The organism is Chryseobacterium gleum (assembly GCF_900636535.1).
GTDB lineage: Bacteria > Bacteroidota > Bacteroidia > Flavobacteriales > Weeksellaceae > Chryseobacterium > Chryseobacterium gleum.
The window spans coordinates 1,597,872-1,613,391 of the sequence record NZ_LR134289.1 but is presented as its reverse complement, the minus strand read 5'-3'; the positions used below and the strand labels follow the sequence as shown (position 1 = coordinate 1,613,391).

The 15,520-nt window shown below is 34.9% G+C and carries 18 protein-coding genes and 1 pseudogene; 5 read left to right on the top strand and 14 right to left on the bottom strand.

Translation table 11 applies throughout. From position 1 onward, the window contains the following. Positions 1 to 8 precede the first annotated feature (8 nt). From EL165_RS07455 to EL165_RS07435, 5 genes are all read right to left on the bottom strand, one after another. A complete protein-coding gene (locus tag EL165_RS07455; protein ID WP_002978133.1) occupies positions 9 to 221 on the bottom strand; it encodes a hypothetical protein in 213 nt (70 codons plus the stop codon). Between the two features lie 9 nt (positions 222 to 230). Beyond that, positions 231 to 1,052, bottom strand: coding sequence for a hypothetical protein (locus EL165_RS07450; RefSeq protein WP_002978135.1), 822 nt, complete (start codon positions 1,050 to 1,052; stop codon positions 231 to 233). 136 nt (positions 1,053 to 1,188) lie between these two features. Then, a complete protein-coding gene (locus EL165_RS07445) occupies positions 1,189 to 1,500 on the bottom strand; it encodes an Hsp20/alpha crystallin family protein (RefSeq protein WP_002978137.1) in 312 nt (103 codons plus the stop codon). Between the two features lie 516 nt (positions 1,501 to 2,016). Next, on the bottom strand, positions 2,017 to 2,439 hold the full coding sequence (locus EL165_RS07440) for a hypothetical protein (protein ID WP_002978140.1): 423 nt from the start codon (positions 2,437 to 2,439) through the stop codon (positions 2,017 to 2,019). Positions 2,440 to 2,503: 64 nt separating this feature from the next. Beyond that, positions 2,504 to 2,863, bottom strand: coding sequence for a DUF6876 family protein (locus EL165_RS07435; RefSeq protein WP_002978142.1), 360 nt, complete (start codon positions 2,861 to 2,863; stop codon positions 2,504 to 2,506). Between the two features lie 382 nt (positions 2,864 to 3,245). On the opposite strand from EL165_RS07435, the gene EL165_RS07430 reads away from it, so the two are divergent. Further along, entirely contained in the window at positions 3,246 to 3,860 is a 615-nt protein-coding gene (locus EL165_RS07430) for a hypothetical protein (protein WP_002978148.1), read from the top strand. A gap of 150 nt (positions 3,861 to 4,010) precedes the next feature. Here EL165_RS07430 and EL165_RS07425 read toward each other — a convergent pair. The 9 genes and pseudogenes from EL165_RS07425 to EL165_RS07385 form a co-directional block, all read right to left on the bottom strand. Continuing rightward, positions 4,011 to 4,595, bottom strand: a pseudogene (locus EL165_RS07425) (PRTRC system ThiF family protein); the annotation flags it as partial. Positions 4,596 to 4,658: 63 nt separating this feature from the next. After that, positions 4,659 to 5,519 carry a toprim domain-containing protein gene (locus EL165_RS07420; protein WP_002978152.1) on the bottom strand — a complete coding sequence of 287 codons (861 nt, stop codon included), beginning with the start codon at positions 5,517 to 5,519 and terminating at the stop codon, positions 4,659 to 4,661. A gap of 440 nt (positions 5,520 to 5,959) precedes the next feature. Further along, positions 5,960 to 7,084, bottom strand: coding sequence for a hypothetical protein (locus EL165_RS07415; protein ID WP_002978156.1), 1,125 nt, complete (start codon positions 7,082 to 7,084; stop codon positions 5,960 to 5,962). 22 nt (positions 7,085 to 7,106) lie between these two features. After that, positions 7,107 to 7,700 carry a hypothetical protein gene (locus EL165_RS07410; protein WP_232529171.1) on the bottom strand — a complete coding sequence of 198 codons (594 nt, stop codon included), beginning with the start codon at positions 7,698 to 7,700 and terminating at the stop codon, positions 7,107 to 7,109. Between the two features lie 97 nt (positions 7,701 to 7,797). After that, complete coding sequence (locus EL165_RS07405) at positions 7,798 to 8,049, bottom strand: DUF3853 family protein (RefSeq protein WP_002978160.1); 252 nt, start codon at positions 8,047 to 8,049, stop codon at positions 7,798 to 7,800. Further along, on the bottom strand, positions 8,046 to 8,609 hold the full coding sequence (locus EL165_RS07400) for a hypothetical protein (RefSeq protein ID WP_002978162.1): 564 nt from the start codon (positions 8,607 to 8,609) through the stop codon (positions 8,046 to 8,048). Before EL165_RS07400 ends, EL165_RS07405 begins: the two co-directional genes overlap by 4 nt. 24 nt (positions 8,610 to 8,633) lie before the next feature. Next, a complete protein-coding gene (locus EL165_RS07395) occupies positions 8,634 to 8,900 on the bottom strand; it encodes a helix-turn-helix domain-containing protein (protein WP_002978163.1) in 267 nt (88 codons plus the stop codon). 222 nt (positions 8,901 to 9,122) lie between these two features. Beyond that, positions 9,123 to 9,971: an RteC domain-containing protein gene (locus EL165_RS07390; protein WP_041461437.1), complete on the bottom strand. Its 849-nt coding sequence runs from the start codon at positions 9,969 to 9,971 to the stop codon at positions 9,123 to 9,125. 531 nt (positions 9,972 to 10,502) lie between these two features. Next, positions 10,503 to 11,576, bottom strand: a complete 1,074-nt coding sequence (locus EL165_RS07385) for a helix-turn-helix domain-containing protein (protein WP_002978168.1) — start codon at positions 11,574 to 11,576, stop codon at positions 10,503 to 10,505. 613 nt (positions 11,577 to 12,189) lie between these two features. Between EL165_RS07385 and EL165_RS07375 the strand changes: the two genes are divergently transcribed. From EL165_RS07375 to EL165_RS07360, 4 genes are all read left to right on the top strand, one after another. Next, positions 12,190 to 13,035, top strand: coding sequence for an RteC domain-containing protein (locus tag EL165_RS07375; protein WP_041461704.1), 846 nt, complete (start codon positions 12,190 to 12,192; stop codon positions 13,033 to 13,035). A 250-nt stretch (positions 13,036 to 13,285) separates the two neighbouring features. Continuing rightward, a complete protein-coding gene (locus EL165_RS07370; protein WP_002978173.1) occupies positions 13,286 to 13,639 on the top strand; it encodes a helix-turn-helix domain-containing protein in 354 nt (117 codons plus the stop codon). Between the two features lie 24 nt (positions 13,640 to 13,663). Then, the gene (locus EL165_RS07365) at positions 13,664 to 13,957 is read left to right on the top strand and encodes a helix-turn-helix domain-containing protein (RefSeq protein ID WP_002978174.1); all 294 of its coding nucleotides are present in this window, start codon (positions 13,664 to 13,666) and stop codon (positions 13,955 to 13,957) included. Between the two features lie 97 nt (positions 13,958 to 14,054). After that, positions 14,055 to 15,518, top strand: a complete 1,464-nt coding sequence (locus EL165_RS07360; RefSeq protein ID WP_002978176.1) for a DUF3945 domain-containing protein — start codon at positions 14,055 to 14,057, stop codon at positions 15,516 to 15,518. Positions 15,519 to 15,520: the final 2 nt, after the last annotated feature.

Genomic DNA, 15,520 nt, shown 5'->3' with positions numbered 1-15,520 from the left:
GTCAGAAACTACTTTTTCAGGTGAAGCGATTTATCACTTTTTTCTGAAAAATAGATAATCGAACCAATGATCGGTAAGCCGAACTGCAACCAGATGTAATTGTTTCTTTGTCTTTTTGAAAGATTTTTGTTTTTAAGAATATCTCTGATTGTAACAACGTTTAATGCCGCAAATACTGCAAATGCAATAATTAAATAAGTTGGGTCTTCAAAAAGCATCATATATATATTTTAAGATATTGACGAAATGATTGCACACGATACGGTTACTGATGCGCCGCAAGATCCCCACCAAGGTAACCCCATCGCTTCATATGAATGACAGATTGCTGTAGATGTAGAATTTTGCTTGATGGCTCTTACAATACAGCTATAGCATTCACCAAAGGATATATTTCCATTGCCATTACTGTCACATAAATGTCTTGAAGTTAAATTAGCACTTTTAGCCGGATTTGCAAGGTATGCATATTTTTCCCTCAGCTCATCAGAAAGCCCATCTCCTTCAACATTAGTATAATACCCCTTATCAATATCCATTTTGGTATGCATAAAGTTTTCATAATTTAGATCGTAAAGTTTGATACTGCCGGTTTGTCTATCCATATCATAGGATGATAAATCAGCATAATTCAGCGCATATTTATCTTTGTTCGGGAGGAACGGCGTGTCTTTAAGATCGAGAATTTCTAACTTACCTTCCAATTTACCATTTCGCGAAAGCGAAACCACAAAGAAATCATACACTTTTCCATCAACTTCATATTGCTTATATAATATGGAGTTAAGATCCATCTGACCAAGACCATTAATATAGTCTTTATGGTTTTGATAGGTTTGTGAACTTAAAAAATTATCGAAAGCAGGGTCTTTGGAGTTAATGTAAGAGAAGCCGTCCGTTTCTTCAGATGTTCTGGCTAAAGTTTTAGAATTCTCGTTTGAGATTTTTGCTGTATCATCCCCGCTTATACTGTTGAAACTATCACTGTTACAAGAATAAATGATCGCAGCAAATAAAAATGCAAAAAAAGTGAATAAGCTTAATTTTTTCATAATCGTTGATTTTAGTTTAGTAATGACAATAATTAAAATTTTACTTAATGTTAAAAGATTAAATTTCTCAATTGAAAATCAAAAATTATATGAGTTGGCTTCATTATAAAAAACCAACTGTAAAAAACTGAAGTGATTATTGAACTTCTATAAGTTTAGGAGGTTGTTTTTTTGCTTCCTCTTTCTTTGGAATATTGAGTTTTAGAACACCGCTTTCGTATTTAGCTTCAATATGTTCATCATCTACTACGTCTTTGGGAAGCTCAAAACTTCGGCTAAAAGATTGATAGCTAAACTCTCTGCGAGTATAATTGCTGTTGTTCTCTTCTTTCTGATCCTTTTTTGAAGAAGAAATAGTAAGGAGATTACCATCCAGGCTAATTTGGAAATCTTGTTTTTCCATGCCCGGTGCGGCGACTTCCACCATAAAATTTTCTGGATTCTCCATAATGTTCACTGATGGGAGAGTCGTCCGTGTGGAAGAAAAATTATTATTGCCCCCAATTAAATAGTTCGCGACTGAAAAAGTCATCGAACAGTGTACGTGGATTTGCAGGGAGCAAACTGCCATTGTTTCTTTTTTCGATTGACATAACAAACGTTTTTTTGGTTAAACAATAAAATTTAAAGAACACAACAATCATTTTTCAAACGATATACCAGAATCTTATCAGTGAAAAAATGTCACAATCTGAAAAGAAAAAATGTCACAAATAATAAGTAAAGTTGTCAAATTATTTGGAAAAATATCTGACATTTAGAAGTGATTTGCAACCTTTTTTCAGAACAACACGGCACAGCACGGCATTGTCTCTGAAATAGGGTTGCTCCTTTTCCGCAAAAATACGTTTCCGACCGAAGGGAGTAATTGTATTTTTGCCGCTGACAGGAAAATACTTTGAAAATACGATTTTAAGGACAAAAGGAATTGGAAATTAACTTCCAATTCCTTAATAAGCTCAAGTTATACTTCAGTATTCAATAATTGACGTAGATTCTTAGACTTTCTGATATTGACATACTTTTTAAACTCAGGAGTTTTGAAAAATTCCTGCAAAACTTTAGTTGTTTTGATTTCTTCTTCGGCAATACAGGAGATTTTAACACAAAATGTTCCAATATCACCAAAGCAATTGCCTATACCAAATAACAGTAGATGGTAGGTTTCTTTGGAGATTGGGCGTTGATAATGCGATAGGTTTTGTTTACCTTCTTCATCTTTATTCATAAATCTCAGATCCTCATCAAACATTTCCTGCGTGAAGAAAATGCCGTATTCAATTCCATTATATGATTCGTATTTCAGGTTATATTTTTCTTTCAGGAGATTATTAACTTCTTTTGCCATTTCAGGTTTTTTCAAATAAATAATCGAATATGTTCCCATAATTAGTATTTTATTTTTAAGATTATAAAAACACGATTAGCCTGTACATCGTGAGGTTTGACGGTTAATGCTCACTTGGCAGAAGCAGCACATCACCTTCTTTCCAAATGGTAAATTCGCTAAAGAAGAAATCTGAAAACTCAATATCTTGACTAACTAAGACCTTATTGTTTCCGTTGGTTGCAGAAAGTTTAAATTTGGTATTTTCAATTCTTTCAATTTTCCAAACCTGGAATTCACGGTTTTTAAATTTTTCTTCAAACTGATAAGATGCGATGGCGTCAAGAAACCAATAGCATTTTTCTTCGTCTGCGACAGCTTTTACACCGTCGGTTAGCAGTAACCCAAAAGGATACCTGTAATAGTTTTCTGTGCCTATAAAATGGTTATAAAACTCATTCGCTGAAATGTCAGGTTTTTTCATAATGTGAAATTTTAAATTGTTAATAATTCATTTTCGACAACTGCTGGGTTTCAATTTTGATTTTTAATTTTTCGGGAATGTCAATGAACGCTATGCTTTTTATTTGACCAGCTTGTCGTTTTTCATTGCTTTTTGACGATAGAAATTTCGTTTCAGACAAAACCTGAATGGAAGCATTGGAATGAAGGCTATGAAATCTTTTTGTCAGTGAGGATTCAGGAGTGTCTGGAAAAATTATCTAGTGAAGTGCAGAGAATTTTTTTAGAAACCCAAAAAGATTTTTTTGAGCAGAAACGGGATTTGTACTTTTGCATACTGAAAACGAACCGACGGTCAGATAAACTGCATTCAATGTTTGTTTTCCCCTTTAAAAAAAAGCAAGATGATTTGTAAGAGATGTAAAAGTGAAGAAGTAGAAAAGTATTACGAAACTGAGTACCACGATATTTATAAATGCGGGAATTGTGGATGTGAAGAAATAAAACTATCTGATGATTGTTGTAGAAACCCCAATAAAATTGTCGTTAATGATGCTAAATTTTTCCCAAATTTTAGATTGTACGAACAATGTAAAAACTGTGGAGGAACTAAAAGAAATTTTCCGGTTAAATACACTCCGGACATTGACATTAGGGGAGAATTTGATTTGGAATGTTTTGAAGAACGGAAAGAAAGGATAGATTTTGAGAAAAAACTTATATATGAAAATGTATCGTATTCCAATTATTTGAGTTCTCCAAGGGGACAATATCATAAATATCTTGAATCCCCGGAATGGAAGGCGAAAAGAGAACTGGTTTTCAAAAGAGACGGATATATTTGCACTCAATGTAAATGTAAACCTGCATTTCACGCGCATCATTTAACTTATGAGAACATATTTAATGAAAAGTTGGAAGATTTAATTTCAGTTTGTGCAGACTGTCATTCGAAAATTCATTATAAAGAATTGATGCAAAAGATTGATGATTTACAAGACAGTAAATCATCATCCTAATAACTGCGCAATCTTTTTTCAAAACAACAGGAAAGAAAGCAAGGATTTGTTTTAGAAATGGGATTGCATCCGCTTTAAACTGCAAAAATGCGTTTCCGACCATAGGAAGGAATGGCATTTTTGCCGCCCGATGTTTTCATCGGGCGACTATTAGCATTTTATAGGTTGAGAATGGAAGTTTTTGAGATTGAGGAAAAATCCCCTGTTTTCAGTAAGCCCGTCACGAAATAGGCTAAACAAGAGAGAACAGCCCATTTGTGCCAATGTTGAATTGATATATAAGTCCTGTTTTTCCAAAGCTTCGGCTAAACTGCAACTCGGTGAATCATCTTCAGTTTCGGATTGCAAGAGTAATTCTCCGAACTCTTCTGTTATATAAGGAAGACTTGCAACCGTTTCGTATTTTTCTGAGTTGGGTTGTCGAATTTCCCCCACAGTTGAAAGCAAGACCTGCCCTGAATGTTTGTTATTCCCAAAATCAACCCAATATTTAGGTTGGTTTCGGCTTAACCATCTACCTACTGCCACCTCGTCGATAATATCCGCAATTTCAAAGCGCGATTTGACATTATCGACACAGGACAAATATATGGCTGACTGCATATTTTTACAGACTCTTCCTGATGAATCCCTTTCAAACTTCCTCACTTCGGCTTTCCAATTCGTTCCCATCCATCTGTTTGCCCGATTAATCAATACAACCGCCTTCGGCAGACCGACCTCGCATTCGGCGAAAAGCAGGTTTTTTTATTACAGTAATTGATCATTTAAAATGAAATAATGTAAATAAATATAATATTAAGGGACTTCTTTTTGTACACAAAACCATTGGTTTAAATCTTTATAATCTGCATACATTAAAGAGCTATCTTCCACATTTTTGTATTCCTTTTCAATGATTGATCTTACGGATTTTCCGTTAGCATCATTATCAAGAAACAGAATGATTTTATTGTAGTCTTTTAGCTTTTCTTTGGCTTTAAAAAGCATTGCCGTAGAATTTAAAATCAAACAATCACAATTAGGATGATCTTCATTACTAAGATTCCGAAAGGTTAGATAATCGAAAAAGCCTTCAAACACGGCGACTTCATTTTTTGAATTACTTCGGACTTTAATCCAGGAAACGTCTTTACTTCCCAAACAAATTTTAGAATAGGGATTACGGATTTCAAAATCACCTGAATCGTTTTGAAATCCTATTCCGAAATATGTTTTATCCTGGCGTTCGTAGTGAACCTCCTGAACCAGATGTTTTTGTTCAAGAACATTTCTTGATTTCAAATAGCGGATTAAGGCAGGGTGAATAATTTCTTTAATCTCTAGAATTTTATAATTGTCCTTTAACCGGATCTCGCCTTTTTTTTCCTTATGAATCGGATTCTGGTAAGAAAAATCAGAGCTGCAAAGATATTTCAAGGCTTCCGATACAGAGCATTTTTTAATTTGCTGTACAATGGAAATCACATCGTAACTTTTTCCGGTACCAAAGTCAAATGCCTTATTTTTGATGAAATCAACAGAAAGGCTGGGTGTTTTCTCTTCGCGGTCCAGTGCAAAGTAAAATGCAGACCTTTTATTTTCTTTTACTGGAAAGCGGCCGAACATTTCTAAAACCGTCCGAATGTCGATCTTTTGTTTGATTTCTTCGCAGTTCATTTTTTTTTCTTTTTAGAGCAAATATTTTTCTCAATTTCCTTTTAAGTAAAAAAAGACTTTTAATTACTTTTTAGTTTACTTTTAATAATTTCTTGTATTTAGCTGCTGTAAGCAATTGCGGTGGTTTTCCGGATGAGTAGAAATCCGATTTGAGAATGAGTGCAATTCCGAAAGAGAGATGAGCGCAATTCCGAAATCTGAGCTTTTTTCAAATGAGTACAAATCCGAATTGTATTTTTTCATTTTCATCTTTTTTGTACTATATCCACAAAATCTAATATTTATCCACAATTTTTTAATTTTTGTAAAATAGGGGATGAGTGCAATTCCGAAATCTCCGGAGAAAAGAACGCTGTTTTAATAATTCTTTAACTTCAGCGAGTACAAATCCGAAAGGGGATGAGTGCAATTCCGAAAATGGAATGAGTGCAATTCCGAATTCATAAAATGACAGGATAGCCATTCGGCAGAAGTTCTCCCATTTTTGTTTCACGATACAATTCAATGATAATTTCCTGAATCTTTCTTAGAAAGTCAGTTCCCTGGAACTGAGTAGAACTTATTCCGTTCAATCTGTTTTTTTTGATAAATGTCGCAAAAGCTTTTTCTATCAGCTCACGGGTTTGAGAAATTGTTCTGTACTGGTAAGAAAAACGCAGCATCTCTTCTTGCTTTAAGCCATACCTTTTTTTGAAATAATGAAGTCTTCTTGTGATTTTTTTATTTTGATCACGTACCGTACTGATCAGTTCTGATCCCTTTACAGAATTTGACGATATGTCAATGGTGCTTTTAATATAGAAAGGCTGGATGAAAATAGAATCGCCTTTATAATGATAGTTGAATGACAGATTATTATACCTGTTAAGGTTTTCTCTGGCAGGTTTCAAAAATTTAAAGCAAAAATCGTTAGCATTCTTATACTTTAATCCGAACTTTTTATTGAAGGTCGACAGTTTTAAAACTGTTCCATTCTCGTTAATTTTAGAAAGCCAAATTGCAAAGATTATATGCTTGTTATTCCTGATATTATATACCAAATTGTAAAGAATATAGTTATATTCTGGAATAATCATCAGCTTTTTTAACCAATAGCTGCTTATGAGAAAACTTGTATATCCGCGCTTGTCATAACTCGGATTAGAAATAAGTCCTCCGAATGTTTTAATCTCTTTCCCTTTTGAGTTTACAGATTTATACCAGCTCATTTTGAATCGGGCAAGAAACTCATAGGCGTCCACCACCTGTTTTGTTGAGCCACTGGGGGAAATTTTACTGTTCCTGATTTTCATTGCCGCAAAAATATTATGATCGGTTTCGAATTCTTCATCAAAAAGGGAAAGCTGTTTGGGCCTGTCTTCTGGTCGAAACTGCTCATTGCTGATAATCGAAATAATATTAAAGATCACCCGCAAGGCATTGATCGGTATGTCAGCAGCCTCTTGATCTTCAAAAATAAAATCGTCTACGAAATGATTTCCAAGGCGTATCCTGTCTGGATTTTTTTCGGGCTTTGCCTCAAATTTTTTACGTATAAGCTTCAGGTCTTTTTCCGGAATAGCCATAATAATCTTTCAGAATCGTTTTTTATGATGTTTTTGGACGTTTAATTTTAGAAATATACTCCATAGATAGAGGACTGGTATTAGTCACTTGTGTCTTCATATACGGTAAAGTACTTTTCAGAGAAGAACGCCAGTTGGTAATTGGCCTGCCAGCTGCATTTTTCCAATCGTTTTCTAACCACAAAAGGTATTTATTCCTGATCTCGGAATCCAGGGTAACATCGTAAGCTTCGAGTGTTCGCGCATATTGAATAAATTCCTCCCAGGAAGGATAACTTCCGGAATTGAAACATACCGACGGCTCTTCGACGTTTTGTACGGCAATGTCACCGATGTCGTTATCTGATAACCTAATCACTTTATGATCAACCATCGCCTCAATGGGTTTACGGTTGCTAGTGGTGTTTTGAATAGTCGCACTTTCTGACACAGGTATGGCATAATCCAGCAATAATCTGTAAGAACAGGGATGCCCTCTTTTATTTTCAAATTGTAGAAGCCCCAAAGCCCGCAGCTTGTCCTTAGTCGGCTTGACCGTTTTGCGGGTAAGGGACAATGCGTCGGCGATCGTCGAGTCCGTGATGCTAACCTCGTATCCTCCGTTATCGTTTGCCAATTTCAAAAGATACAGATACATTGCAACAGCCGTAGTATTAAGCCGTGCTTTTTGGTTAAAAGACCAAAACTTTTGTATAAGTTCCAGATAGTACACGTTACTTTCCACCGAAGAGTTCTATTGCTTTTTTCTTATCGATAATGATAATATTACCCCTTTGTATTATGGCTTCATCCAATATTCCGGAAGACTTTATTTCAGAAGCTTTTGAAATTGAACATCCAAGGATCTTTGCCAATCCCTTCAGTCCGTATTCATATGTAGTTTCAGAACAGAAATTTTTTATGATTTCCAGATATTCTTCAACAGTGAGCTTCCACAGCGGTGTTTGAGGATCTATGTTTTTCATTGATGGTGGGAATTTGAGTTAAGATAGTTTTTGGTTTTTTTCTTTTCATTGTTAGTGTTTTGAATCCAGTTTCTAGCCGCGGCCTGCCAACTGGTCATAGACTTATTATTTGACAATTTCCATTGCCGTAGTTGGTAGTATGAATAAAATTTATTTGCTTCTGATGAAGAAAAATCCCTTTCACGAAAATATAATTCAACCATAAATAATTCAGGTATGGCGAAATGAAATTCCTTTTCTGAAGATTTATTTATCTGCAGGGATGCCTCTTCTCTGTCCTCAATAATTTCAATAAGGCTTCCTTTATACGGATCATAGCTTGGCAAATAATTGATCAGTCTGACAGAATCTAATTGCTTTATACATCTGTGATAAGTTGCGAGTGATTTTATTCTGCTTAACTTCATAACTTCTTCGCGATGAATTCGAAAGGGATTTTTAAAGTTGTGAACAGACCATAACTGAATAAGTGAAACGTACATACTGATGTGAGAAGGAAGCATTTGTGCATCGGATACTACATTGTCAAACAACCGGAAGATGTTTTTAGCTTGTTTCATTTTGCTGCTAATTATTAATGAATATTAATGGCTGGTAACCTGTTCGAGTAGTTTTTGAATGTCTTTGTAGCTGTAAAACAGAGAGCCCCCGATCTTGCTATATGTTAAAGTACCATTAATCCGTAGAGTTTGTAAGGTACCGGACGATATATTCAGTAATTTTCTTACCTCAGAGCTGCGAAGCCATTGTTTTTGTATTGGAGTGCTATTTTCCAGCAGGTGTTTAATCTCTTCCAACAGTTCTTTTTCTAACTGCTTAAGATCTTCTTTGGTTACAATAGATATTTCCATAGTTCAAATTTTAATCACTTGACAAAATTTGCAAATCAGAAAAGAAATCTTTCGGTAGTTTTTCGTTACTACCGAAAGATTTCTTTGTAGCCAGTTGTAGGACAGGCTTTTGTTAAAATGGAAAATCAGAAATAGCTCTATAGGCTTAATAATTGATCTGCTTTAAGCTTTTGTTATGCTATTTTTTCACAGTATGAGAAAAATTTTAAAGATTTTTCACCATTAAATATCCAGATCATCAAGAAAATGTTTCAAATTCTTGTCTAGTAAAGATATAAATTTAGTTCTTTCCCCTTTTCGTAACCGAATTTCACTTAAAGTCTTATGGTAATTACCTAAGTTAATGTTTAATGAGCTCTCTGCCCACCTAAAGATTTCCGCGAGATCTGACTGACCACCGTTAAAACACTTCGTTTGATAAAGCGCATATAGCAATTCAATCAAGGCAACTTTAGGAGCTGTCCATTCTAGTTTCCTGACTTGACTTATGGGTAATCTGTCGTTTTTATCTTTTGTACTCACCTTGTCCATTAGATATTGATCTAAGAGGTCATTTGCAATAATTTGTGCAACGATATGGTCGTGTGATGTGCAGAACTCCTTATCGTAATTATATAATTCTGGACTGAGTTTTAATTTAAAGTCAAATTTGAAACGTACGAAATACTTTTTATCAAGAAACGTTGATTTTCTGCGATAATAGCTGATAAATTCTTTTTGCTCATTATAAAAATATAATAAAGCAGCTCGCTCACTTTCGTAATATGACCTTAATGCCTGCGGATCGGCATATGGTTTTGAGGCTTCTATTGATAGAACTTTAGAGTAATAAATGTAGATTGCTACAAACTGTGGTTTGGTATTTTTAAAGAAATAGATTTCGTCGCTCCAGTCTGAAAAAGAGTATTGTTGTAACAATGTTTTCAAACTTGTAATAGATTTATCCGTCTCCATAAGAATTTCCTCAGCTCGAAAGATAATATCTAAGTCACTTCTGTTAATCTGGTCTATTGACGTCATTAAACTGTTCCATAATTGATCAATTCTTTTTCTAAAAACTTGTCGATTCATATGCATATTTTTTATTAACACGTAAAATTCGGACTAATAGTGACGAATTGAACTTTTTAGATGGTCTTTTAAAGCCTATTAGCAACTTCCGTTATAGATGAAGGTATTAGTTAATTGAATATTTACTTAAGATGATCTTTGTTTTAAAAGATACTGATAATCAATATATTGTATTGGATGGTGTAATGGATGATTTATAAATTGTACCGGGTACAATTTATAAATCGTACCACCTGGCATTATTAAGAAAAGCATTGCTTCTCTAAATTCGTGATCCCGATTCTCGATATCGTGTTAGTCGAATTAAAAAACAATAACTAAAATTTGAAAGTTTCTTTAGCAACAGGTAAAAAATGTACTGTAAGTGGTGAATGGGAGGTTGATGGAACCATTAGTACCGTAATCTATATATCGAAAGGAGAAATAATGCCAGATTACTGCGGTAAGTACGTGCAATGGGTATTAATTAGAAGTGGATAAAAGCTCAGAGTTGGAGGCGAAAGCAGGTGTAGGAAATAAAAATGAAAGTATTTACACATCATCACCTAATTCCTTATTTCTTTTTCTTATGAATTCAATTGGTGATAGCCCGTTTCTGTTGTAGAAGGCCTTTGAAAATTTTGATTTGTTGGTGAATCCTGCTTCAGCACTTAACGCATTAGTAGAATATTTACGCCATAATTTATCTTCATACAATTTTTGCGTTATATAGCTTATTCTAAGCTGATTTAAATAGGTGTTAAAATTGCAACCTTTGTAGTCATTTATAATTTCAGATAGATAAGTTGTATTTGTTTTTAATTTTATTGAAAGTTTATTAAGTGTCATACTTTTTTCAAGAAAGAAATTATCTCGTTCAAGCGCTGTTAGCTTAGATAAAAGTTCATTGGCTTTTTCTTCATTTAGTTTTGAGTTTTTTAACTTAAAATCTACTTTTTCAGCTGGCTTTTGCTCAGCATCGGATTTCATTTTTGCCAACAGTTCGTTATATTTTTCTTGGATTCTTTTTTCATTTTGCCATCTGAAAAACAATATAAGGAAAAGAACGAGCAGGAAGAAAAATAATACAAATGCTATACTATATCCGTTGGTACTAGAAATTTCCAATCTTCTTTTTGCTTGCAGCAGATCTTTAGTATCGTATTCTTTATGGATTTTTTCAGACAGATATTTGAAGTCAGTCGAAAGAATGTGGTCTACTTTAAGTAACTGTTTAGTATAGTAGAGCTCCTTTTTATCATTATTTGTATTTTTAGAAAAATTGATCAATATCTCATAACTTTCTCTTACTTCAGGTAAGATGAACTCATGTTTTTTAAAGATGGAATCAACTTTTTTAAAATATTGTATAGCTTCATTGAGTTTGTTTTTATGCAGAAGACTTTTTCCTTTATAGAAATAGACAGCGGAAATGTTAGTGAAATCATTTTTCTTTTCTACACCTGCGAGGGCATTATTAAAGTTTGAAATTGCTCTATTGTAGTTTTTGTTTTTAAAGTCAATGATTCCCTGTAACTTATAAAAGTAACTTCTTTCAATGTAAAAATCTATGTCGCCAGCAGTCTTTTTTAAGCCCTCGTTAATTAATAAACGAGCTTCTTCCAAACGGTTCAGCTCTACAAGGCATGAAGCATTTTGTTGAAGGCTGTTTAAAAAACCTTTCTTATTGTTATAAGATAGATTGGGAAGATTAGCGATTGCTTTTTCTGCACCATAATGTGCCCGGCATTTTTCAAATACTTTTACTGCTTCTTCATAGTGGCCGAGGTAACTTTTAACAACGCCAATGTGATATAGATTTTTATAATAAAGATACTCGTCGTTAGTATGTTCTAAGTAGTTCCAAGCTTTTAGATATTCGTTCAGAGCAAATTTGAATTTTTTTCATCAAAAAGATTAATATAGCTCAAAGTAGCTAATAAAGAGTAGTCTACAAGAGAGTAAAACTCGATCGGTAACGATTTAGTAATGGTGCTTACTGCACTTGCTTTCATTTGATTACCTTGTAAATCAATACTGCAAATATAAAAAATAAAGGGTAAAGCGCATTAGTGTTTTACCCTTTATTTCGTCTTCCCCTATATACTTTCATTATCAATAAAATCTCCCCAATGGGGGGAAGCTGTGATAATGGTTTCAATATTATTGCCAAATTTTGGACTATCAACAATAGATGCAACTCCGAAACAAATTGCAAGAACTTCTAAACTACTATGCTATGGAAATCGTGTTGAATAAAATATTATCGCAAATTCATCGTCAGGAAGATAAGCTGTCTTCTCAAATGATGCGAACGGCAGACGAGGCATACCAAATGACTTTGTTCTTAAATGAAATGCTGAGAAATATAAAAGCAAAAGTATTGCAGGATAACTTTGTAGATGAACAACAGGAGATTGACTTTTTTAAGAATGTCAAGCCACAAGTTTTAGGAAAGCTCATTTACTATAACAAAGTGTTCCGTATCGAAACTACTTGCCCCGTGAGTAATGGTAAAATACATCAAAGCTATTACGAAAACCTATTAAAAACCCTCAAAGCAGAATATAAAGAGAGTATATGCAACGAGGATTTTTACAGGTATTATCGTGCTTCCAGAGTTGACCGTGATCATATTTACTTCAGGCTCGATCAAATTAACTACCACGACGGATTAAAGAGTGGAGTATTTGAAATTGACCTTAGCTTTTCAACCTACTATGATAACAAAGTGGCACATATTATAGCCAACGAACTGCTCTACACTTACCTGCTTACCAAAATAAATCCTGAAGAAATCCCTGATATGATTTTAACAAACGGAGATGCGAACAAAGATATTTCTTGGACAAATTCTCAAAATGCACTTATCGAACTAATATACGCTCTATATGCTTCCAATTCCATTGCACACGGAAAAATTGGCATTCGAAAATTAGCATTGATTTTTCAGGTGCTATTCCGAACCCCCTTAAACGATATACATCACTCTTTCCACCGAATGAAGACAAGGGCAGGTTCCCGGACGGCATTTTTAGACCAGCTCAAAATATCACTCGAAGAATATATGGATAAAGACCTTTAGCTACATTAAAACGGTATGTTCAGAGCAGTACACAAAATGTACTGCTTTTTCTTTGCCCATATCTGCCAATTGGCAAATGTTTGCAAAACTGTATTCCAAAATATCCCCAATGCCTCCAAACCCTTATTAAACAAGAGTTTTCCCTAAATGTAAAAATTTTCAAAAAACCGCTAAACCAATTGGCAAGGCTTGGCAGACAAACACTGCCACTCTTAACAACTTTGCATAGTAAACTTTAAAAAGCTGTGCAATGAAAATAATAACCATTGAAGAAGAAGCCTGGCAACAGCTCAACAGCTGTATCAATGCCATTGCCGACTACCTGAAAAGATTGGAGAATACAAGCTATGATGACCTTTGGCTCAATAACCATGAGGTATGCCAATACCTTCACATCAGCGAGAAAACGCTGTGGCGTATGCGTACTAAAGGTGAGATATCTTATTCAAAAATTTACGGTCAGTATTTCTACACCATTGGAGCTATCAAAGAAATGCTCAATGCCAATGCCATACAGAGCAGTGACGAATTTGTGCAGGAGCTTATGGCAAAAGGCAAAAGCTACATCGAAAAAGGCAGAAAGCTAAAGAAAGATAAAAAATAGGTATGAACCCTTAAAAATATCATTATGAATATTGACAGAATGGAATTTTTGGCGTGGATGGAACGCTTAATGGGACGTCTTGATATGCTGGGCGATAATATAGATGAGTTACAAAAGAAACGTAATAGCATAGATGGCGAGGAACTACTCGATAACCAGGATTTACTTCAGATGCTGAAAATCAGCAACCGTTCCCTGCAACGGTATCGCTCCATCGGCAAACTGCCCTATTACACCATTAGTGGCAAACTTTATTACAAATTGTCTGATGTTCATCAATTCATCAGAGATAGCTTTAACCCACCTTCAACCAGATAACGCCAATAATTGACAAACACTGCCTTTCAGTGCCAAGTAATGCAATTCAGTGAAGGCTTCCTTTACATTCGGCATTGAATTTTAAAATTTTCAGACTATGAGTGAAGAAACCATAAATAAACAGGAAATGCCCGAACAGTTATCGGACATATTGCTGGTGCTGGATAAAGAAAAAATGAAAATCCAAGCTGTAAAGAGTATAGACGAAAACGGGAAAATGGAAACTGTTGACCCCACGAAGAAAAACCAAAACCAGTTTATGCGTGTGGACAAAAGTGGTGATTTCTTTTCGAACTTCTTCTCCAATTTTTTCAGCCAGTTAAAGAACCCTACCAATTTTTCATTCTTCAAAGTACCTGCACCTATCGCTGTTGAAAAAGCACAGGAAATGCAAAAGCAGGTTGACAAGCCAACTCCTGAAGGCGAAAAAATAATGAAAGAGCACGAAGTAAAAATAGAACAGCAATCGGATAAGAAACAAGTAAACCAAAATAATATGGCAACAACACAAACAACACAGGAAGCAAGCGAATACCGCTACAAACCAGAACAGATTGATTGGGATACTATGACCAATCTCGGATTAAGCAAGGAATACCTTGAAAAGAGAAACCTACTTGAACCTTTATTGAAAGGTTACAAAACAAATGAACTCTTACCGATTGGTGTCAACCTCGGTGGTACAATTCTTCGTACAGATGCCCGCTTGTCTTTACAACAAGCCGAAGACGGAAAAGTTGTGGTAGGAATACACGGCATCAAAAAAGAACCCAATTTGCATTTTGAATTTTTCGGGCACAAGTTTACGGATGAAGACAAAAAGAACCTGCTCGAAACTGGTAATATGGGGCGTGTGGTAGATTTGAAAAATTCCAAAACTGGAGAACTGATGCCGTCCATTATAAGTATAGACAGACTAACGAATGATGTAATTGCATTGAGGACGGATTTTATAAAAATTCCCGATGAAATTAAAGGTGTAAAACTGAATGAAGAGCAAAAGCAAACTCTACTGGAAGGCAAACCACTTTATTTAGAAGGTATGGTTTCTACGAAAGGAACTGAATTTTCGGCAACGGTACAGTTCAATGCAGATAAGCGATATGTGGAGTTTTTGTTCGACCGAAACAATTCTAACAGGCAAACCCACAGCAACGGACAAACTCAAGAAAATAAGCAAAACCAATCTCAGGAAGCTCCAAAAACATTCAGAGGTAAAGAATTGACCGATGATCAACATAAGGATTTCAAAGCCGGTCAAACCATCTACATTGATGGATTGAAAGATAAAAAAGGACAACCGTATCAGGGTTATATCACTTTCAACAAAGAAACCGGAAAAACTGATTTTGCCTTTCCAAGCCAAGTTAAGGCACAGGCAAAACCTATCGAAGCCCATAAAACACAAACTGTCGTCAATTCAGAGGGCAAAACCAACGAAGCGACCAAAAACATCAAAGAGCCTTTGAAGTCGGGGCAACAAAGACCGAAAAACAAACAACAGCAGGAACAACAGGAAAAGCCGAAAGCTCCTGCAAAATCCAAAGGCGTAAAAAGGTAATC